The organism is Reyranella sp. GW821-FHT12G01 (assembly GCF_058806575.1).
On record NZ_JBXAPV010000001.1, the window covers coordinates 3,563,357 to 3,582,864 of the forward strand.

Annotated in this window: 22 protein-coding genes; 12 read left to right on the top strand and 10 right to left on the bottom strand. The window is 65.4% G+C overall.

The annotated features are described in order from the left end of the window. Nucleotides 1-27: 27 nt before the first annotated feature. The 7 genes from AC1RP5_RS17230 to coxB form a co-directional block, all read right to left on the bottom strand. Nucleotides 28-390, bottom strand: coding sequence for a DUF983 domain-containing protein (locus AC1RP5_RS17230; protein WP_493112502.1), 363 nt, complete (start codon nucleotides 388-390; stop codon nucleotides 28-30). Between the two features lie 67 nt (nucleotides 391-457). Next, nucleotides 458-1,330, bottom strand: a complete 873-nt coding sequence (locus AC1RP5_RS17235; protein WP_493112503.1) for a cytochrome c oxidase subunit 3 — start codon at nucleotides 1,328-1,330, stop codon at nucleotides 458-460. Between the two features lie 2 nt (nucleotides 1,331-1,332). Next, nucleotides 1,333-1,935 (bottom strand): cytochrome c oxidase assembly protein, encoded by a 603-nt coding sequence (locus AC1RP5_RS17240; protein WP_493112504.1) that lies wholly within the window; start codon nucleotides 1,933-1,935, stop codon nucleotides 1,333-1,335. After that, nucleotides 1,932-2,072 (bottom strand): cytochrome c oxidase system small membrane protein, encoded by a 141-nt coding sequence (locus tag AC1RP5_RS17245; protein ID WP_493112506.1) that lies wholly within the window; start codon nucleotides 2,070-2,072, stop codon nucleotides 1,932-1,934. The genes AC1RP5_RS17240 and AC1RP5_RS17245 overlap by 4 nt, the downstream gene beginning before the upstream one ends. A gap of 8 nt (nucleotides 2,073-2,080) precedes the next feature. Continuing rightward, nucleotides 2,081-3,013 carry a heme o synthase gene (locus AC1RP5_RS17250; RefSeq protein WP_493112508.1) on the bottom strand — a complete coding sequence of 311 codons (933 nt, stop codon included), beginning with the start codon at nucleotides 3,011-3,013 and terminating at the stop codon, nucleotides 2,081-2,083. A gap of 48 nt (nucleotides 3,014-3,061) precedes the next feature. Beyond that, entirely contained in the window at nucleotides 3,062-4,699 is a 1,638-nt protein-coding gene (gene ctaD / locus AC1RP5_RS17255) for a cytochrome c oxidase subunit I (RefSeq protein WP_493112510.1), read from the bottom strand. Nucleotides 4,700-4,723: 24 nt separating this feature from the next. Next, complete coding sequence (coxB, locus tag AC1RP5_RS17260; protein ID WP_493112511.1) at nucleotides 4,724-5,590, bottom strand: cytochrome c oxidase subunit II; 867 nt, start codon at nucleotides 5,588-5,590, stop codon at nucleotides 4,724-4,726. Nucleotides 5,591-5,898: 308 nt separating this feature from the next. Here coxB and AC1RP5_RS17265 point away from each other — a divergent pair, with 308 nt between their 5' ends. Continuing rightward, nucleotides 5,899-6,444 carry a peptidylprolyl isomerase gene (locus AC1RP5_RS17265; RefSeq protein WP_493112513.1) on the top strand — a complete coding sequence of 182 codons (546 nt, stop codon included), beginning with the start codon at nucleotides 5,899-5,901 and terminating at the stop codon, nucleotides 6,442-6,444. A gap of 29 nt (nucleotides 6,445-6,473) precedes the next feature. On the opposite strand, the gene AC1RP5_RS17270 is transcribed toward AC1RP5_RS17265, so the two are convergent. Then, nucleotides 6,474-6,854 (bottom strand): nuclear transport factor 2 family protein, encoded by a 381-nt coding sequence (locus AC1RP5_RS17270; RefSeq protein WP_493112515.1) that lies wholly within the window; start codon nucleotides 6,852-6,854, stop codon nucleotides 6,474-6,476. Between the two features lie 16 nt (nucleotides 6,855-6,870). Then, a complete protein-coding gene (locus AC1RP5_RS17275; protein WP_493112516.1) occupies nucleotides 6,871-7,860 on the bottom strand; it encodes a zinc-dependent alcohol dehydrogenase family protein in 990 nt (329 codons plus the stop codon). Nucleotides 7,861-7,940: 80 nt separating this feature from the next. Here AC1RP5_RS17275 and AC1RP5_RS17280 point away from each other — a divergent pair, with 80 nt between their 5' ends. Genes AC1RP5_RS17280 through AC1RP5_RS17290 form a run of 3 tightly spaced genes read left to right on the top strand, consistent with a single transcriptional unit; the run spans nucleotide 7,941 to nucleotide 11,145 of the window. Further along, the gene (locus AC1RP5_RS17280) at nucleotides 7,941-9,377 is read left to right on the top strand and encodes a circularly permuted type 2 ATP-grasp protein (protein WP_493112518.1); all 1,437 of its coding nucleotides are present in this window, start codon (nucleotides 7,941-7,943) and stop codon (nucleotides 9,375-9,377) included. A gap of 8 nt (nucleotides 9,378-9,385) precedes the next feature. Beyond that, nucleotides 9,386-10,318 carry an alpha-E domain-containing protein gene (locus tag AC1RP5_RS17285; protein WP_493112520.1) on the top strand — a complete coding sequence of 311 codons (933 nt, stop codon included), beginning with the start codon at nucleotides 9,386-9,388 and terminating at the stop codon, nucleotides 10,316-10,318. An 8-nt stretch (nucleotides 10,319-10,326) separates the two neighbouring features. Further along, entirely contained in the window at nucleotides 10,327-11,145 is an 819-nt protein-coding gene (locus AC1RP5_RS17290; protein ID WP_493112522.1) for a transglutaminase family protein, read from the top strand. Here AC1RP5_RS17290 and AC1RP5_RS17295 read toward each other — a convergent pair. Beyond that, nucleotides 11,142-11,648 carry a hypothetical protein gene (locus AC1RP5_RS17295; protein WP_493112524.1) on the bottom strand — a complete coding sequence of 169 codons (507 nt, stop codon included), beginning with the start codon at nucleotides 11,646-11,648 and terminating at the stop codon, nucleotides 11,142-11,144. The two genes, AC1RP5_RS17290 and AC1RP5_RS17295, sit on opposite strands and share 4 nt — an antisense overlap. A 129-nt stretch (nucleotides 11,649-11,777) precedes the next feature. Here AC1RP5_RS17295 and AC1RP5_RS17300 point away from each other — a divergent pair, with 129 nt between their 5' ends. From AC1RP5_RS17300 to AC1RP5_RS17335, 8 genes are all read left to right on the top strand, one after another. Then, nucleotides 11,778-12,980: a pyridoxal phosphate-dependent aminotransferase gene (locus AC1RP5_RS17300; protein WP_493112525.1), complete on the top strand. Its 1,203-nt coding sequence runs from the start codon at nucleotides 11,778-11,780 to the stop codon at nucleotides 12,978-12,980. Nucleotides 12,981-13,149: 169 nt separating this feature from the next. Continuing rightward, nucleotides 13,150-15,225 (top strand): elongation factor G, encoded by a 2,076-nt coding sequence (locus tag AC1RP5_RS17305; RefSeq protein WP_493112527.1) that lies wholly within the window; start codon nucleotides 13,150-13,152, stop codon nucleotides 15,223-15,225. Nucleotides 15,226-15,534: 309 nt separating this feature from the next. After that, nucleotides 15,535-15,780, top strand: coding sequence for a hypothetical protein (locus tag AC1RP5_RS17310; protein WP_493112529.1), 246 nt, complete (start codon nucleotides 15,535-15,537; stop codon nucleotides 15,778-15,780). Between the two features lie 67 nt (nucleotides 15,781-15,847). After that, nucleotides 15,848-16,285, top strand: coding sequence for a hypothetical protein (locus AC1RP5_RS17315; RefSeq protein ID WP_493112531.1), 438 nt, complete (start codon nucleotides 15,848-15,850; stop codon nucleotides 16,283-16,285). A 102-nt stretch (nucleotides 16,286-16,387) separates the two neighbouring features. Next, a complete protein-coding gene (gene msrP / locus AC1RP5_RS17320) occupies nucleotides 16,388-17,350 on the top strand; it encodes a protein-methionine-sulfoxide reductase catalytic subunit MsrP (protein ID WP_493112533.1) in 963 nt (320 codons plus the stop codon). Between the two features lie 72 nt (nucleotides 17,351-17,422). Further along, complete coding sequence (locus AC1RP5_RS17325) at nucleotides 17,423-18,394, top strand: Bug family tripartite tricarboxylate transporter substrate binding protein (protein ID WP_493112535.1); 972 nt, start codon at nucleotides 17,423-17,425, stop codon at nucleotides 18,392-18,394. An 8-nt stretch (nucleotides 18,395-18,402) separates the two neighbouring features. Further along, nucleotides 18,403-19,164 (top strand): enoyl-CoA hydratase/isomerase family protein, encoded by a 762-nt coding sequence (locus tag AC1RP5_RS17330; protein ID WP_493112536.1) that lies wholly within the window; start codon nucleotides 18,403-18,405, stop codon nucleotides 19,162-19,164. 2 nt (nucleotides 19,165-19,166) lie between these two features. Beyond that, a complete protein-coding gene (locus tag AC1RP5_RS17335) occupies nucleotides 19,167-19,505 on the top strand; it encodes a DUF7508 domain-containing protein (protein WP_493112537.1) in 339 nt (112 codons plus the stop codon). Nucleotides 19,506-19,508: the final 3 nt, after the last annotated feature.

Here is a 19,508-nt window from a genome sequence, read left to right on the forward strand (position 1 = left end):
CGTATCTCCTCCAACCGTCGAGTTCGCCTAATCATCAAGTTCGGTCGTGCGATGGACGAACTGCTGGGCGACCAGCAGAGCCTTCAGGAAGCGCAGCATCCAAACCGCCAGCGCGAAGGTGAGCGGCAGCCAGATCAGCACATGCAGCCACCACGGCGGCTCGAACCGGAACTCCACCCAGAAGACGAGCATCATGATGATGGCGCCCAGTCCCAGGATGACGAAGACCGCGGGTCCGTCGCCGGCATCGTTGCCGCGCAGGTCGAGGTCGCACGAGGCGCAGCGGTCTACCACCGTCAGCAGGCCCGAGAACAGCCGCCCCTTGCCGCAGCGCGGGCAGGCGCCGCGCAGGGCGACGTCGAACGGCGATTGGCGCGGCCAGTCGGACAAGCCCCTCTCCTCAAAAACGAACCGCCGGGGAGCACCCGGCGGTTCCAAGATGGTCGGTCTTTCTGCCTCAGTGCAGGGCGATCGGCGCCTTGCCCGCGCCCCACCAGTAAATGCAGAAGAACAGGAACAGCCACACCACGTCGACGAAGTGCCAGTACCAGGCAGCGGCCTCGAAGCCGAAATGCTGCTTGGGCTTGAACTGGCCCTTGGAGGCGCGGATCAGGCAGACGATGAGGAAGATCGTGCCGACCAGCACGTGGAAGCCGTGGAAGCCCGTCGCCATGAAGAAGGTCGACGTGTAGATGTCCTGGCTGAACGTGAACGGCGCGTGCATGTACTCGTAAGCCTGGATGCAGGTGAAGACCATGCCCAGGGCGACGGTGCACAGCAGGCCGCGGACGGCGTCCTTCTGGTTACCCTCGATGATCGAGTGATGCGCCCAGGTCGCCGTCGTGCCCGAGAGCAGCAGGATCAGCGTGTTCATCAGCGGCAGGTCGAACGGCGCGATGATGCTGATGCCCTTCGGCGGCCAGATGCCGCCGGTGGCTTCCGCACGCACCGGCATGTTCGCCGCGCCGGGGTAGAGCGCCGCATCGAAGAACGCCCAGAAGAAGGCCGCGAAGAACAGCACTTCTGAGGCGATGAACAGGATCATGCCGTAGCGCAGGCCGAGCTGAACGACGGATGTGTGGAAAATACGCGACTCGGCGATGACGTCGGACCACCACCAGTACATGACGCCCAGGACCAGCAGCAGGCCGGGCGCGAGCGCCCACCAGTGCACCGTCTTCATGACGCTCTCGACACCGGACCCGAACAGCGCCGGATGCAGCGCGAGCGCGAAGCCGAACGCCAGGATCAGGGCGGCGAGCGAGCCCAGCGCCGGCCACGGGCTGGGATCGACGAGATGATAGGGATGCTTGGGAGTACCGCCGGCCATGTTCATCCACCCTTTCCGATATCGTTGCCGGCCACGCTGCCGAGCAAGGTCTTGGCCCGTTCCGTCTTCGCCTCGAAGAATGTGTACGAGAGCGTGATGGTCCGGATGTTGTCGTAGCGCCGATCCTTGTCCAACTCGGGATCGACGAAGAATACCACGGGCATGTCCACGGACTGCCCGGGCAGCAGCAACTGCTCGGTGAAGCAGAAGCACTGGAGCTTGTTGAACCACCCGCCGGCATGTTCGGGGGTGACGTTGTAGGTCGAGGTGCCGACGGCCGGGCGCTGCGAGAGGTTGGTCACGCGGTAATAGGCGAGATGCTCCTCGCCGAGGCGGACCTTCACTTCGCGTTGCAGCGGCTGGAACTTCCAGGGCAGCGCCGTGTCGACGTTGGAATCGAAGCGCACGTTGACCGTGCGGTCGAGGATCGGGCGATCGCCTGGCTGCGCCACGATCGGCGTGCCGCCGAAGCCGGTGGTCCGGCAGAACAGGTCGTAGAGCGGCGCCGAGGCGTAGGCGAAGGCGCCCATGCCCGCCGTCGTTAGGAACAGTCGGCGCGCCAGCTTCTTGTTCCTGGCGGCGATGTCGGCTTTCGCGTCGCTCATCCGTATCCGCCCATGCGCACGATCGTGAGCGCAAAGAACATCGCCGCGAGGACGATCAGGAAACCCGCGATGAACAGGTTCTTGCCGCGCTGGCGGCGGTGCATGTCGGTATCGCCCGGGCGACGGTCCTGTGCCATGGCCGCACTCATCCCGCGATCCGGCTCACGACCAGATCGACCGGCAGCGCCGCGAACAAGGTCGCCAGATAGATCAGCGAATAGCGGAACATTTTGCGCGCCGCGCCGAAGGCGGTTTCGTCGTCGGCGGTGCGCCACACTGCGATGGCGTGACCGATGAAGCCCAGGCTCAGCGCCAGCGCCACCGTGCCATAGACCAAGCCGACCGCACCGAGCAGCGTCGGCGCCAGGGCCACGGGGAGCAGCAGCAGCGTGTAGATCACCATCTGGCGCTTGGTCTCGCGAGGCCCCGCCACCACCGGCAGCATCGGCACGCCGGCGCGACGATAATCCTCGCTGCGATAGAGGGCGAGCGCCCAGAAATGCGGCGGCGTCCACAGGAACACCAGCAAGAACAATGAGATGCCGACGGCCGAGATGTCGCCGGTCGCGGCAGCCCAGCCGATCATCGGCGGGAAAGCACCGGCGGCGCCGCCGATCACGATGTTCTGCGGTGTGCGGCGCTTCAGCCAGATCGTGTAGATGAAGACATAGAACAGGATGGCAGCGGCCAGCAGCGCAGCCGCCACGAGGTTCGTCGACACCGCCATCAGCAGGACGGAGAAGATCGACAGCAGCACGCCGAGGCCCAGCGCATCGTCCGGGGCCACGCGGCCCGCCGGCAGCGGGCGGTTGCGCGTGCGCGCCATCAGGGCATCGAGGTCACGCTCGTACCACATGTTGATGGCGCCGGCCGCGCCGGAACCCAACGCGATGGCAAGCACCGCCAGCACCGTCTTGAACGGATGGACGTGCACCGGCGCAATCAACACGCCGATCCAGCCGGTGAAAACCACCAGCGACATCACGCGCGGCTTCAGCAGGTCGATATAGTCACGCACGCGCGCAGGCGTGGTGCCGCTATCGATGCTGCCCGTGAAAGTGTGCGCGGTGTCGCTCATGTGCCTTTCAAGGCGAAGGCGCCTTTTTGGGGCGCCTCCGCTCCGTTCCTAGTGGTGCGCCGTCGGCGAGATGTGCGGCAGTTCCTCGAACGTGTGGAACGGCGGCGGCGAATCGACCGTCCATTCCAGCGTCGTGGCGCCCTCGCCCCAGTAGTTGGCGCCGACCTTGCGGCCGAACATCAGCGTGCCGAACACCACGAAGATCAGCCAGAAGATCGTCGCGCCGAACGACAGGAACGCACCGATCGACGACAGGTAGTTCCAGTGCGACATCGCATCCGGATAGTCGACGTAGTGGCGCGGCATGCCGGCCAGACCCGAGAAGTGCATCGGGAAGAACGTCAGGTTCACGGCCACGAACGTCACCCAGAAGTGGATCTGGGCCGCCCACTCCGGATACTGCCGGCCCGACATCTTGCCGATCCAGTAGTAGAAGCCAGCGAACATGCCGAACACCGCACCCAGCGACAGCACGTAATGGAAGTGCGCGATCACGTAGTAGGTGTTGTGCAGCGAGTAGTCGACGCCGGCATTGGCCAGAACCACGCCGGTGACGCCACCGACGGTGAACAGGAAGATGAAGCCGATCGCCCACAGCATCGGGATCGTGAGGCGGATCGAGCCGCCCCACATCGTGGCGATCCACGAGAAGATCTTCACGCCCGTCGGGACGGCGATCACCATCGTCGCGGCCACGAAGTAGGCGCGCGTGTCGACGTCCATGCCGACCGTGTACATGTGGTGAGCCCACACGACGAAGCCGACGACGCCGATCGCCACCATCGCGTAGGCCATGCCGAGGTAGCCGAAGATTGGCTTCTTGGCGAAGGTCGAGATGATGTGGCTGATGATGCCGAAGGCCGGCAGGATCATGATGTAGACTTCGGGGTGACCGAAGAACCAGAACAGGTTCAGGAACAGCGTCGGATCACCGCCGCCCTCGGCCTTGAAGAACGAGGTGCCGAAGTTGCGGTCGGTCAGCAGCATCGTGATGGCGCCGGCGAGAACCGGCAGCGCCAGCAGCAGCAGGAACGCGGTGACCAGGATCGACCAGGCGAACAGCGGCATACGGTGCAGGGTCATGCCCGGCGCGCGCATGTTCAGGATGGTCGTGATGAAGTTGATCGCACCCAGGATCGACGAGGCGCCCGCGATGTGCAGCGAGAAGATCGCGAGATCCATGCCCGCGCCCTGGTTGATCGTGAGCGGCGGATAGATCGTCCAGCCGGTGCCCACGCCGCCGCCAATCAGGGCGGACATCAGGAGCAGGATGAAGGCCGGCGGCAGCAGCCAGAAGCTGATGTTGTTCATGCGCGGGAACGCCATGTCGGGCGCTCCGATCATCAGCGGCACGAACCAGTTGCCAAAGCCGCCGATCAGGCCCGGCATGACGACGAAGAACACCATGATCAGGCCGTGCGCCGTCACGATCGTGTTCCAGAAATGGCCGTCCGGCGTGCCGTCCGGGCCGTTGAAATACTGCACACCCGGCTGCATCAGCTCGAGGCGCATGTAGACCGAGAAGCCCGCCCCGATCAGCGCCGCCATGATCGAGAAGATAAGGTACATCGTGCCGATGTCCTTATGGTTCGTGCTGTACAGCCACCGCTTGATACCGGTCGGCGTGTGATGGTCGTCGTGCCCGTGGGCGTTGTGGTCGTGGGCTGCGCCGTGCGCGGTGGCCATTATCAGTCTCCTGCGGAGAAGCGCTTAGCGGGTGGCGGGAGTAGCGACGGCGGCGACGTCGGTCGCGGGCGCGAGCCCGGCGGCCTTCTTCTTGTCTGCCACCCATTTGTCGAAGTCGGCCTTGGAGACCACCTTGATGCCGATCGGCATGAAGCTGTGGTTCTGGCCGCAGATCTGCGAGCACTGGCCGAAATAGAGGCCCTCTTCCTTGACGCTGATCCAGCCTTCGTTGAGGCGGCCGGGGATCACCGTCTTCTTGATGCCGAAGCCCGGAACGGTCCAGCCGTGCATGGAGCCACCCTCGGCGGTGCCGATGATGCGGACCACGGTGTTGGCCGGGATCACCATTTCCTCGTCGACGGCCAGCAGGCGCGGCACCTGCGGCTTGGTCTTGGCGCGGTCGGCCTCGCTCAGGATGCGGCTTTCGACCGTGAAATCGCCCTGATCGGGGTAATTATAGGACCAGTACCACTGGTGGCCGGTGACCTTGATGGTCATCGCCGCATCGGTCGCCTTGTCGCTGTAATAGAGCAGACGGAAGGACGGGATGGCGATCACGACCAGGATCAGGATCGGGATGATCGTCCAGGCGATCTCGAGCAGCGTATTGTGGGTGACGGTCGTCGGCGTCGGGTTGCGCGACGCGTGGAAGCGCCACATGGCGTAGAGCAGCAGCGCCAGCACGAAGACCGAGATCAGGACGATGATCACGACCAGCAGGTCGTGGAGGGATTCTACCCTCTCCATGACCGGCGTGTAGGGCGGCGGAAAGTTGAGCTGCCAATCATGTGGCACGCCAATAACCTTCTGCGCCTGAGCGGGGGCCGCGAAGCCGAACCCGGCCATTGCCGCCACCAGTCCAAGAACGCCCAATACGCGCTTACCGACCATGCATCCGTCCCCTCGGCGGTATCGATCCGGCAGGTTTTCCGACCCGCAAAATCCCCCGCATTTCAAACGGGTTAGTACCAGATATAGCCGTGGGTGGTAACGGGTTTTCGACCCCAGCCGGTATGTGGCGGCCAGTCGCAGCCGCCTGCGCGGTGGGGAAATTCCACGGCCGAAGGAGGTGGGGAGTATACTGCAGCGGGGACCGGCGTGCGAGGGCCGCCCCGAAGTTGCCGCTTGTCTTTCGAGGATCGGTCTTTAAGGTCCCGCCCGCCGCGGCCAGACCGTGGACTTCGCCGAAGGAAACCGTCATGCGGCTCGCCATTCTGACGCCCGTCCTCGCCGTCATTCTCATGCTTGCAGGAGCAGCCTCCGCCATGGACAAGGAAAATACTCTCTATATCGACCTGAAGGACGGCCGCGTCGTCATCGAGATGCGCCCCGACCTCGCCCCCAAGCACGTCGCCCAGATCAAGAAGCTGGCGCGTGAAGGCAAGTACGACGGCGTGGTGTTCCACCGCGTGATCGACGGCTTCATGGCGCAGACCGGCGACCCGACCGGCACCGGCTCGGGCGGCATGGGCGAGCTGCTCAAGGCCGAGTTCTCGAAGGAGCCGCATGCCCGCGGCGTGGTCTCGATGGCCCGCACCAACGATCCGAACAGCGCCCGCAGCCAGTTCTTCATCGTCTTCAAGGACTCGAACTTCCTCGACGGTCAGTACACCGTCTGGGGCAAGGTCACGTCCGGCATGGAATTCGTCGACAAGATCAAGAAGGGCGCGCCGGGTTCGGGCGCCGTGTCCGCGCCGCCGGACAAGATGATCAAGGTCCAGGTCGCGGCGGACGCGAAGAGCTAGTCTCTCCGCGTCCCGGCCGTCTTTTCGGCCTACTTTTCTTTCGTCACCGTGTGGAAGGCCTTGGCAATGACCTGCCAACGGCCTTCTACTTTTAGAAGGGTCAGATAGTCCGTGAAGTAGCGCGGCGGGATCTGGCACTCGACCTTCGCGAAGGCCGTCGCCGGGCCGGAAAAGTCGATCGACACGATGCGGTCGCGGCGTTCGCTTCCGCTCTCCTTGGCCGACTTGCGGCTCTCGACCATCTTGAACCAATCGGCGCGTGGCATGTCCGCGGCCTTGCCGTCGGCTGCGGCGCTGTAGAGGTGCGACGCGGGATGGAACGCCTCGCCCAGCTTCTTGGTGTCGCCCTCGTACAGGCCGTCGAAATAGACCTGAAGCACCTTCTCGATTGCCGCGACGTCGGAATTCATTTCGTTTTTCCCTCTTTCAAATCGCGCCGTTGGGCGCCACCAGGATCTTGCCGTTGCGCCCGCCCTTGTTGGCATGCGCCAGGGCATCCTTGATGTTCTCGATCGGATAGACCGTGTCCACCGGCGCGTAGAGTGTGCCCGCCACGACCTGCGCGGCAAGGGCTGCGTAGATTTCGCGGATCTTCGCGGCATCGCGCCTGGCGAGATGGCGCCCCAGCATGAAGCCCGTCAGTTTGACGCCACGATAGGTGAAGTTGCTGCGCGCCACCTTCGGGTCCTCGCCACTCATGGACCCGTAATGCACGACGGTGCCGTCGGTCGCGATGCAATCGACGAGGCGCCCCGTGGCGGCGCCGCCGATCGCCTCGATGCCGAGGCGAATGGCGGCCTTGCCGGTCGCACTGGCCACGCGTTCGGCGAGATCGTCGCCGTCGACCAGGACGACGTCCGCGCCCAGCCCTTTCAGTTCATCCGCGAGTTCGGCGCGGCGCACCACGTTGACGGTGCGCAGCCCGCGCTGGTGGGCCAGCACGGTGAGCAGCCGGCCGACCGCCGAGTTGGCGACGTTCTGGATGACCCATTCGCCGGCAGCTAGATCGACGAAATCCGACAGCATGAGCTGGGCGGTCGGCGGGTTGATGCGCACCATCGCGGCCTGCCGCAGGTCGATGCCGGCCGGCAGCGGGATGGCGTCGTCGCCCTTCACGCGGCGCTTCTGCGTCCAGTTCTCGCGCTGCAGGTTGATGACGAGGTCGCCCTTGGCGACATGCTTCACGGCCGACCCGACCGCGGTGACGCGGCCGACGCATTCCGCGCCGGGCGTCGCCGGCAATGGCGGCTTCAGCCGGTAGGTTCCCCGGCAGAACCCCATGTCCGCCGGATTGATCGGGAAGGCCAGCACGTCGAACACGACCTCGTCGGCCGCCGGTTCGCCCACGTCGGGAACCTCGGCGCAGCGCGCCACGTCCCACGGCGTACCGTACTGATCGATCAGCACCTGCTTCACGAGTCGCCTCCGTTCGATGGTGGCACTTTGTTGGCCCGTCGATTGCTTATATGGTGATTTGACAGGGGGTGAAATGCCGGATGGCGGTCAAGGCATTCGATGAGATGAATTCGGGCACGGACGGTTCAGTCCGGGTGCCCTATCGCGGGGTCGCCGACTGGCTCGCCCGCACCTCGCCTGAGAAGGTGGAGGCGACGCGCAACGAGGTCGACCTCTTCTACCGTCGGCACGGCATCACCTTCGGCGCCTATGGCGCGGCCGAGGGTTCTGAGACCACGATCCCCTTCGACATCATCCCGCGTGTCATCGCCCACGATGAGTGGCAGTTCCTGCACAAGGGCCTGTCGCAGCGCGTGCGCGCCCTCAACGCCTTCCTGAGCGACGCCTACGGCCAGCGCGAGATCTGCCGCGCCGGCATCATTCCCGAAGAACAGATCCTGATGAACGGCGAGTTCGTCGCCATGGCGCAGGGTCTGCAATTGCCCGGCGGCGTGCATGCCCATATCGCCGGCATCGACTTGGTACGCGTCGGCGAGAAGGATTTCTACGTCCTCGAGGACAATGTGCGCACGCCTTCCGGCGTGTCCTACGTCCTGGAAAACCGCGAAGTCATGATGCGGCTGGCGCCCGAGCTGTTCGCGGCGATGAGCGTCATGCCGGTCGCCGACTATTCCGAGGAGCTGCTGGCGACGCTTCGCTCCGTATCTTTCAGCGACGGACATGAGCCGAATGTCGTCCTGCTGACGCCCGGTCACTACAACAGCGCCTATTTCGAGCACGCGTTCCTCGCCGACGAAATGGGCATCGAGCTGGTGAAGGGCTCCGACCTGTTCGTCGACGAAAGCCGCGTCTTCATGCGCACGCCGCGCGGACCGCAGCGGGTCGACGTGATCTACCGCCGGGTCGACGATGCCTTCCTCGATCCGCTGGCGATGCGGCCCGATTCGTATCTTGGCGTCGCCGGCCTGCTGGGCGCCCTGCGCGCCGGCCGCGTCAACATCGTCAATGCGCTGGGCAACGGCGTGGCCGACGACAAGTCGACCTATACCTATGTGCCCGAGATGGTGCGCTTCTATCTCGGCGAGGAACCGATCCTGCAGAACGTGCCGACCTGGCGCTGTGATCGGGCCGACGACTACAAATACGTGCTCGAACATCTGCCTGAGATCGTGGTGAAGGAAGTCCACGGCTCGGGCGGCAAGGGCATGCTGGTCGGACCGACCTCGAGCAAGGCCGAGATCGAGGAATTCACCGCACTGCTGAAAGCGCGCCCGGACAACTACATCGCCCAGCCGACCCTGGCGCTGTCGACCTGCCCGACCTTCGTGAATCAGGGCGTGGCGCCACGGCACGTCGACCTGCGCCCCTTCGTACTCTCGGGCAAGAAGATCACCATCGTGCCGGGCGGCCTTACCCGCGTTGCCCTCAAGGAGGACTCGCTGGTCGTCAATTCGAGCCAGGGCGGCGGCACCAAGGATACCTGGGTGCTGGCGCCCGACGAAGCGGACGGCAGGTAGGCCCTCCCATGCTGAGCAGCACCGCCAAGAATCTCTACTGGATGGGTCGCTACCTGCAGCGCGCCAAGTCGACGGCGCGGCTGATCGAGGCGACCCAGCGCATGGCCCTGCAGTCGCGCGGCGAGGAAGCCGCCGGCGTTGCGGCGATCTTCGGCATGGAGGACGAATTCCGCCAGAGCCAGGCCCAGGGCCAGCGGCTGGCGAGCCTGATCGACTTCCTGGTGCTCGACGAGAGCAACCCCTCCTCCATCGTAAATTCGATCGCGGCGGCGCGGCGCAATGCCCGCGAGGAGCGCAACAACATCACGGTCGACGTCTGGGAGAGCCTGAACGCTCTGTGGCTGGAGCTGAGCGCCCGCCTGCGCGGCAAACGGGCGAACCTCGACCGCGGTGCGCTGATCGAGTCGGTGAAGAAGCAGGCGGTGATGATCTTTGGCGCCGCGCAGGTCACGCTGCTGCGCGACGAGGCCTACAACTTCCTCCAGCTCGGCGCCTTCCTCGAACGGGCCGACAATACCGGCCGCATCCTCGACGTGAAGTTCCACCTGCTGCGGCCCGACGGCAATCCCAGCGCCGAGGGGCTCGACTACTTCGCCTGGTCCGAGCTGCTGGCCTGCATCGGCGCCGTGCGCACTTACCGGCGCATCTATCGCAGCTCGCTCAATCCCATGAAGGTCGCGGAGCTGATGATGCTGCGGCGCGACGTGCCGCGCTCCGTCCATCACTGCCTCTGGATGGTCGACCTCAACATGCGCGAGCTGGCCGACGCCTACGGCACGCACGGCGAAGCCGACCGGCTGGCGGGCGAACTGCATGCCCGCCTGCGCTACGCCCGCATCGACCAGGTGTTCGAGATCGGCCTGGCGAAGTTCCTCGGCGAGCTGCGCGGCGACATCGGCACGCTGTCGGAAGAAATCGGCCGCCAGTTCCTCCTGGATTGAGCAGAACCATGCGCTTCTCCGTCCACCATGCCACGCGCTTCCAGTTCGACCAGCCCTCGGGCCATTCGATCCACGATGTGCGCCTCACGCCCAAGCCTGCGGCGGCACAGCGGCTCGTGTCGTGGCGCATCGACGGTCCCGGCAAGCGGTCCGAATGGATGGATGGCCACGGCAACCAGGTCACGACCTTCTCGGTCGCCCAGCAGCACGACAGCGTCGAGATCGTGGTGCACGGCATCTACGAATACAGCGGCGCCGACCAATGGCTACGCTATGTCGAGGAGCCGACACTGCCGGCGCCGTTCTGGCTGCGCAATTCAGGGCTGGCGCGGCACGATGAGAGCTTCGATCCGGTGATCGCGGGCTTTGCCGGACGTGCCGCGGACCCAGCGCAACGGGTCGCCGTGCTGCACGAGCTGATGGAGCGCATTTCGGCCCGCGTCGCCTACAAGACCGGTGTCTCGACCGTGGACACCACGGCGATCGAGGCGCTGACCCGGGGCGCCGGCGTGGCCCAGGACGAGGCCCATATCTTCATCGCCTGCTGCCGCCGCCTCGGCGTGCCGGCGCGTTACGTCAGCGGCTATCTCCGCAACGACGATCCGGAGTTGCACGTCGGGCGGACCAGCCATTCCTGGGCGGAGGCCTGGGTACCGGGCCTCGAATGGGTGGGCTTCGATCCTGCCAACGGGATCAGCCCGCGCGGCGACAGCCTGCGCGTCGCCGTGGGCCTCGACTATCGCGATGCGGCTCCGGTCAGCGGCCGTCGCGTCGGCTTCGGCGACGCCAAGATGACCGTCGAAGCGGCGGTCCGCCTCGTCGACTAGGCGGGCTTTTCGCCGCCGTGCTTGTGGCGCCACAGCGTGGCGATCAGCACGAAGACATGCCGAATCTGAATGATCGTGCCGATCGCGATCAGCACGATGGCGACCGTCAGCAGCGCGTATTCATAGCCCACCGTGTTCACGATGCGGTCGGGCAGGCTGATCATTGCCACCGCGATTTCGGCGAACAGGCCCAGCACGAGCTGGGCGACCCCGTATTCGTGGCACATCTCATCGATATGGACCTGCCAGGGCTCGTCCGCGCGGCCGGTGACGCCGAGCCGCTTGCGGATCACCGCGCGCTCCTCCAGCGCCACGCCCCAGCCGATCATGATCAGGGCGATCGTGGAGGCGATCGTCACCGGCTCGTGGGTATCGACATGCCGATTCACGCTCTTCAGTACGTCGATGATCGTCAGCACCATCGGAAACAGGATGAGCACGTTCACCAGGGCGATGAAGACCGGGGAGATCAGCGGCCGGAACGGAACCAGCAGGAACTTCATTTCACCCCTCTTGCCCTAGAAGCGGTACGGCCCGCCTGACGATAAATACAATGCAGTCGCCTTGCGGAAAGCCTGCGTCGCGACTAGCTTCGCGCCGCTCATAAAATGCCTGAAGGAGGCATATTCGTCATGGCTCTCATCGCCGATCGTCTCAGCCGCATCAAGCCGTCTCCGACCAATGCCGCGCAAGGCAAGTTCCTGGAGATGAAAGCGGCGGGCAAAGACGTGATCGGCCTGGCGGCCGGCGAGCCCGACTTCCCGACGCCCGACCACATCAAGGAAGCCGCCTACAAGGCGATCCGCGAGAACGACACCAAGTACACCGTCGTCGCCGGCACGCCGGCGCTGCGTCAGGCGATCGTCGCCAAGATGAAGCGTGACCACGGCCTCGACTACAAGCCGTCGCAGACCGTCGTCACCTCGGGCGGCAAGCAGATCATCTTCAACGCCATGCTGGCGACGCTGAACCCGGGCGATGAGGTCATCATCCCGGCGCCGTACTGGGTCTCGTATCCCGAAATGGTGATGTTCGGCGACGGCACGCCCGTGATCGTGCAGTGCAAGGAAGAGAACGGCTTCAAGCTGACGCCGGAAGACCTCGACCGCGCGATCACGCCGAAGACCAAGTGGATCATCCTGAACTCGCCCAGCAACCCGACCGGCGCCGCCTACTCCAAGGCCGACCTGCGCGGACTGTGCGACGTGCTGCTGAAGCATCCCCACGTCTACATCCTGACCGACGACATGTACGAGAAGCTCGTCTACGACGACTTCGTGTTCGCGACGCCGGCCGAGGTCGAGCCGCGCCTCTACGACCGCACCTTGACGATGAACGGCGTGTCGAAGGCCTACAACATGACGGGGTGGCGCATCGGCTACGCCGCCGGTCCGCAGGAACTGATCAACGCGATGATCACGGTCCAGTCGCAGAGCACGTCGAACGCCAGCTCGATCAGCCAGGCCGCCGCCGTTGCCGCGCTGAACGGCCCGACCGACTTCATTCCGAAGAACGTCGCGGTCTTCAAGCAGCGCCGCGACCTCGTCGTGTCGATGCTGAACCAGTCCAAGGGCATCAAGTGCCCGCGGCCCGAGGGTGCGTTCTACGTCTATCCGTCGGTCGCCGGCCTGATCGGCAAGAAGACGCCGGACGGCAAGGTGATCAAGGACGACACCGACTTCGTGAACTACCTGCTCGAGGCCGAGGGTCTCTCGGTCGTGCAGGGTTCGGCCTTCGGCCAGGGCCCGGCCTTCCGCATCTCCTACGCCACGGCGACGGAACTGCTGGAAGAAGCGGGCCGCCGCATCCAGCGGGCTTGCGCGGCGCTTTCGTAAGCACTGCTGACCTATTCATCCCCGCCCGTCGTTTGACTCGGCCGGGCGGGGGTGAAACCATTTTCATGACAAGTGGGCTTCGCTCCGGCTGAACGTTCGGAAGCGCTACGTCTATTCCGTGACTTCCGTCCGGAGCTTCTACGCATCAGCGAAGAAGGAGGACGTTGTCATGGCCGAGTTCAAGACGGAGACCATCACCGGCGGCAGACCAGGCAGCGGCGCGCATCGCGTCGTGGCGCTGTGCGGGCCGTACCTGTCGGGCAAGACGAGCCTGCTCGAGAGCATTCTCTACGCCACGGGAGCGATCGGACGACGCGGTTCCACGCGCGCGGGCACCTCGATCGGTGACGGCGCGGCCGAGGCGCGCAAGCGCAGCATGGGCACCGAGATCAACGTCGCTTCAGTCGACTATCTCGGCGACCAGTGGACCTTCCTCGACGCGCCGGGCTCGATCGAATTCCAGAACGACGCCTTCGCGGCCCTTGCGGTGTGCGATGCCGCGGTCCTGGTCTGCGAGCCCTCGCCCGAGCGCGTGATGGCGCTCACGCCGCTCCTCAAGTTCATCGAGGACCGGCACATCCCGCACATCATCTTCGTCAACAAGATCGACTCCGCCGAGGTCCGCGTGCGCGACATGCTGTCGGCGCTGCAGTCGGTGTCGCGCCGCAAGCTGCTGCTGCGCCAGGTCCCGATCCGCCGCGCCGCCGCCGATGGCAGCGACGAGACCGTGGGCTACGTCGATCTCGTGAGCGAGCGAGCCTATCGCTACAAGAGCAGCGGCGCGTCGGACCTGATCGAGATGCCCGCCGAGGTGCTGCCGCGCGAGGCGGAGGCGCGGCGCGAGATGCTCGAGACCCTCTCGGAGTTCGACGACACGCTGCTCGAACAGCTCATCGAGGACATCGCGCCGGAAAAATCGCTGATCTACCGCGACCTGCACGACGAATTCGGCGCCGCCCTGATCGCGCCGGTCCTGTTGGGCGCCGGCGACCGCGAGAACGGCGTGCGGCGACTGCTGAAGATGCTGCGCCATGACACACCGACCGTCGACGTGACGGTGAAGCGACGCGCGCTCTCCTCGAACGGCGGGTCCACGACCGAGTGTTTCAAGGTCCTTCACCAGAGCCACGCCGGAAAGCTTTCGCTCTGTCGCGTCTGGTCCGGCAGCCTGGGTGAAGGCCAGTCGGTCGGCGGTCACCGGGTCGGCTCGATCCTGCGACCCTTCGGGCAGCGACTCGACAAGGCCACGGAAGCACGCGCGGGTGAGATCGTGGCCCTGGCCAAGGTCGAGGCGCTCTCGGCGGGTCAGACGCTCGGCGCCTCGGGCATCGCCGCATCGTCGGACTTCCCGACAGCCGACGCCCCAGTCTTTGGCCTCGCCCTCTCCGCCCGCAACCGCAACGACGAGGTGAAACTCTCGGGCGCGCTGCACAAGATCGTCGAGGAAGATCCGTCGCTCTCCTTCGAGGCGCGCGGCGAGACCCACGAGCTGCTGCTCAAGGGCCAGGGCGAGATGCATCTCAAGGTCGCCGTCGACAAGCTCGCCGGCCGCTACAACGTCGCCGTCGAGACGGCGACGCCGCGCGTCGCCTATCGCGAGACCATCCAGGCCGGCACGCAGCAGCACGCGCGCTACAAGCGACAGACCGGCGGCCACGGCCAGTTCGCCGACATCAAGGTCGAGATCAAGCCGCTGCCGCGCGGCGAGGGCTTCCGCTTCGTCGACCGGATCGTGGGCGGCGTGGTGCCACGCAACTTCATCCCCGCCGTCGAGCAGGGTCTGATCGAGTACCTGAAGGAAGGCCCGCTCGGCCAACCCGTGGTCGATCTCGAAGTGACGCTGTTCGACGGCCAGTACCACGCCGTCGACAGCTCCGAGATGTCGTTCAAGATGGCCGCGCGCATTGCGCTCAGCGAAGCCATGCCCAAGTGCAAGCCGGTCCTGCTGGAGCCGATCCTGCGGGTCACGGTCGCCGGGCCGAGCGAATCGACACCGCGACTGCAGCGACTGATCTCGGGCCGGCGCGGCCAGCTCCTGGGCTACGACGCCCGGCCCGACTGGCCGGGATGGGATGAGGTCTCCGCCCTGATGCCGGAAGCCGAGATCGCCGACATGATCGTGGAAATCCGGTCGGTCACGCAGGGCATCGGCAGCTTCCGCACCGAGTTCGACCATCTGCAGGAGCTGGCCGGACGGACGGCCGAGCGGATCGTCGAGGAGACGAAGAAGCATCAGGCCGCCTGACGACCTGAACCCGGCGTCAAAACGGGTCACAAGGCGGTGAGGCCGGGCCGGAGGCCCTTCTTCAGCCGGGATCGGCCTTTCATATTCGTCCTGTGGAATGGTTCCACAGGAGAACGGTTCATGTTGAAAAGACGGTCTCTGATGGTGGGTGGCGTGGTGATGGCCTCCGCATCGTCACTGACCCGCGTCGCGAATGCCCAGTCTGGGCGCCCGACGCTGGTGTTCGTCGGCCACGAACTTTGAGGCGGCTGCAAGATCTGGCGTGCCCAGTCAGAGCCTGATTTCCTCAAGTCCGAAGCTTTCAAGAAGATGGACTACCAGGTCGTCCATCCGGCCAATGCAGACCTCATCATGGTCGAAGGAAGCTGGCCCGCTGCGGCCAGGCCCATCCGGGCTGCTTTCCTCGAAGGCGAAGACGGCAAGAAGAACCCCAATGCCACGCCACGTTTCATCCTGTTCCAGGATGGCAAGATCGTCCTGACCGTCACCGGCAACGGCGGCTGGAAGGACAAGATGTGGCCCACGATCCAGGAAGTGACGGCCACCAAGGCCTAGTTTCCGGCGGACCGGCATTGCTCCATATTGTCCTCGTGGGATCTGCTCACGAGGGGAGACATATTAGATGCTGAAGAGACGTAGTGTGATCGCGGGCGGCCTGTCGCTGGCTACCGCGCCGATGCTGGCGCGCGCCGCCGCCGCCCAGGGCGCGAAGAAGCCCATTCTCATTTTTGCCGGCGACGAGACCTCGGAAGCCTGCAAGGTCTGGCGCACCCAGTGGGAGCCGCTGTTCAAGCAGGCCCCGGTCTTCCAGAAGGTCGACTACCGCGTGGTGTTCCCCAAGACCCCACAACTTCTGCTGAAGCCCGCGAGCTGGCCTTCGGACCTGCGCTGGGTGCTCGACGCTTTCCTGATGAGCCAGGTGGGCGTGGAACAGGGTGCCGAGACGCCGCGCTTCTTCCTGATCCAGAACGGCCAGATCACCTTCACCGCCGTCGGCAACAGCGCCTGGCGGGACGTCATGTGGCCGACCCTGCTGGACGTGACCAATTCGCAGCCCTAGGGCAGCGGTTACGGAAGCGTCACGGCGGAGTGAGCAGGGTTGATTTGCGACCGACCGGCGCCGCGCCCATCTAGGGGCACGGCGTAACAGGAGTTAGGTACGATGTTGATCAAGCGCACGAAGGGCTGGGAGCTTCCGGAGTCGAAGGTGACGTCGGAGAGCCACTATCTCAACCGGCGCGCGATGGTGCGCGCGATGGGCTTCGGTGCGGTCTCGCTCGCTTTGCCCGGCCAGCTGATGGCGCAGGACAAGTCGGCCGATCCATCAGCCGGCCTGTACCCCGCCAAGCGCAACGACAAATACGGCGTGCCGACGCCGATGACGACCGAGAAGCTGGCGACGACCTACAACAACTTCTACGAATTCGGGACCGACAAGAGCATCTGGCGCGACGCCCAGAAGCTCGAAGTGCGGCCGTGGACCATCAAGGTCAGCGGCATGGTCGAGAAGCCCTTCGAGATCGGCATCGACGACCTTTTGGCCAAGATGCAGCTCGAGGAGCGCGTCTACCGCCATCGCTGCGTAGAAACCTGGTCGATGATCGTGCCGTGGAGCGGCTTCCCGGTGCGCTCGCTGGTCGAGTTCTGCAAGCCGCTCGGCAGCGCCAAGTTCATCGTGATGAAGACGCTGTCCAAGCCCTCGGTGATGCGCGAGCAGCGCGATCTCCTCTACCCGTGGCCCTATACCGAAGGGCTGGCGATGGACGAGGCGATGAACGACCTCGCCTTCATCGCGACCGGCCTCTACGGCAAGCCGATCCACAAGCAGAACGGCGCGCCGCTGCGCCTCGTGGCGCCGTGGAAGTACGGCTTCAAGAACGTGAAATCGATCGTCAGCGTCGAATTCACCGACAAGAAGCCCAAGACGTTCTGGGAAGGCCTGCAGTCCAGCGAATACGGCTTCTGGGCCAACGTGAATCCGGAGGTGGCTCATCCGCGCTGGAGCCAGGCGACCGAGAAGCCGCTGGGCAGCGACCAGCGCATCCCGACCCTGCTCTACAACGGCTATGCCGAGTTCGTGGCCAGGCTGTACGCTGACCGCAAGGCGGAAAAGCTCTTCATGTAGCCCGCCCTCCTTTGCCTTGCCGCGCCGGGCCGCTAAAACGGAACCCGGCCGGACACGGCCTCAGGAGGAAACGTGAAACTCAACCGTCGTACGACCCTGGCCGGCGCCGCCGCCATGGCCGCGGGCTCGCTGTCTCGGGCCGCCTTCGCGCAGGCCTATCCCAACAAGCCCATCAAGATGGTCGTGCCCTTCGCCGCCGGCAGCGCCACCGACCTGACGGCGCGCGGCCTTGGCGCCAAGCTGCAGGACATCCTGAAGCAGCCGATCGTCATCGAGAACAAGCCCGGTGCCAGCGGCCAGCTCGGCGCCTCCGCCGTCGCAACCGCGCCGGCCGACGGCTACACGCTGATGATGGGCACCAACACGACGAACTCCGCCAACGGTGCCCTGTTCAAGAAGCTGAGCTACGACATCGACAAGGATTTCGCGCCGATCATGCGCTGCGTGATGGGCGTCAATGCGCTGGTCGTGAACAACGACCTGCCGATCAAGACGACCGCCGAGCTCGTCGACTACGCCAAGAAGAATCCCGGCAAGCTGAACTACGCCGAAGCCAGCGCCTCGCAACGTCTCTCGGGCGAGATGTTCAACCAGCTGGCCGGCGTCAAGATGGAGCGCGTGCCCTACAAGGCGAGCCCCCAGGCGCTGGGCGACGTCGCCTCCGGCCAGGTCCAGGTCATGTTCCCCGACCTGCCGCAGGCACTGACCCAGATCGAGGCTGGCCGCGTCCGCGGTCTCGCCACCACCGGTCCCAAACGCACAACGGTGACACCCGACCTGCCGGCCATCGCCGAAGCCGTGCCGGGCTATTCGCTGGTCTATTGGCTGGCCGTGTTCGCACCGGCAGCGACGCCGAAAGACGTGCAGAAGGTCCTGGCCGACGCCATCGCCGAGGCCTTGAAGGATCCCGCGGCCGCCAAGGCGATGACGCAGGGCCGCATGGAAATCGCCCCGCTCGCGCTCGACGAGTTCGCGGCCTACGTGAAGTCGGAAACAGCCTGGTGGACCAAGGAGATCAAGGCCGCCGGCATCGAGCCGGAGTGAGCGACGCCATGAGCAAGGTCATCATCGAGAAGAGCGGCCCGGTCAAAACCATCTGGATGAACCGGCCGGAGAAGCGCAACGCGCTCGACAGCGAGCTGATGCGCGAGATGATCGAGGCGCTGCAGGCGCCGGTCGCGGCCGAGGATCGCGTCGTCGTGATCCGCGGCAAGGGCGATGTGTTCTGCGCCGGCCTCGACATGGCCGAGCGGCGCGGCACGGTCGGTGGTGGCGGCGCGAGCGGCATCGAGGTGATGCTGCGGGCGGTCGAGCTCTGCCCCCTGCCCGTCGTCGCGGTCGTCCATGGCGACGCCATCGCCGGCGGCAACGAGCTGGCGCTTCATTGCGATATCGTGGTGGCGAGCCAGAAGGCGCGTTTCGGCATGTCGCTGGCCCAGGTCGGGCTCGCGCCCAACTGGTTCCTGGGCAAGAAGCTCATGGAAGTGCTGGGCCCGGTGACGACGCGTGAGATGCTGCTGCTGGGAGACCCGTTGCCGTCGACGAAGCTGCATGCGCTGGGCCTGATCGCCCGTTGCGTGCCGGCCGACCAGCTCGAAGCCGAGGCGTCGAAGGTCGTCGAGCGGCTGGCGGCCAATGCGCCGCTGTCGCTCAAGGCCATGAAGGCGCTGACGGTGAAGCAGCTCGAGTTCCGCGACGGCATCAAGCACGACGATGTCGATGCGCTGGTGCAGGCGGCGATGAAGAGCCAGGACGCGCAGGAAGGCATGAAAGCGCGCCTGGAAAAGCGCACCGCGAAGTTTCAAGGAAAGTAACCATGTCCCTGCGGCTGCGCCTCGACAAACCCTGGCAGCCGCTGACGGCGGAGACCGCGCAGCGCCTGCCGGGCCAGCTCGGCGTCTATCAGGTGGCCGATGCCAAGGGCGCCGTGCTCTTCATCGGCCAGGCCGGCGCTCGCTCGCCGTTCGGCCTTCGCTCCGAGCTGCAGCGCGAGCACAGCGAACGCGGTGACGGCTGCCAGTTCCGCGTCGAAGTGAACCAGCAGTACCGCACGCGCTGGTTCGAGCTGCTGATGGTGCACAAGGCCGACCATGGCAGCCTGCCGCCCGACAACGCAAAGAACCCGCCCCCGCTGGGACGGTTGAGCCCGAATTGAGAG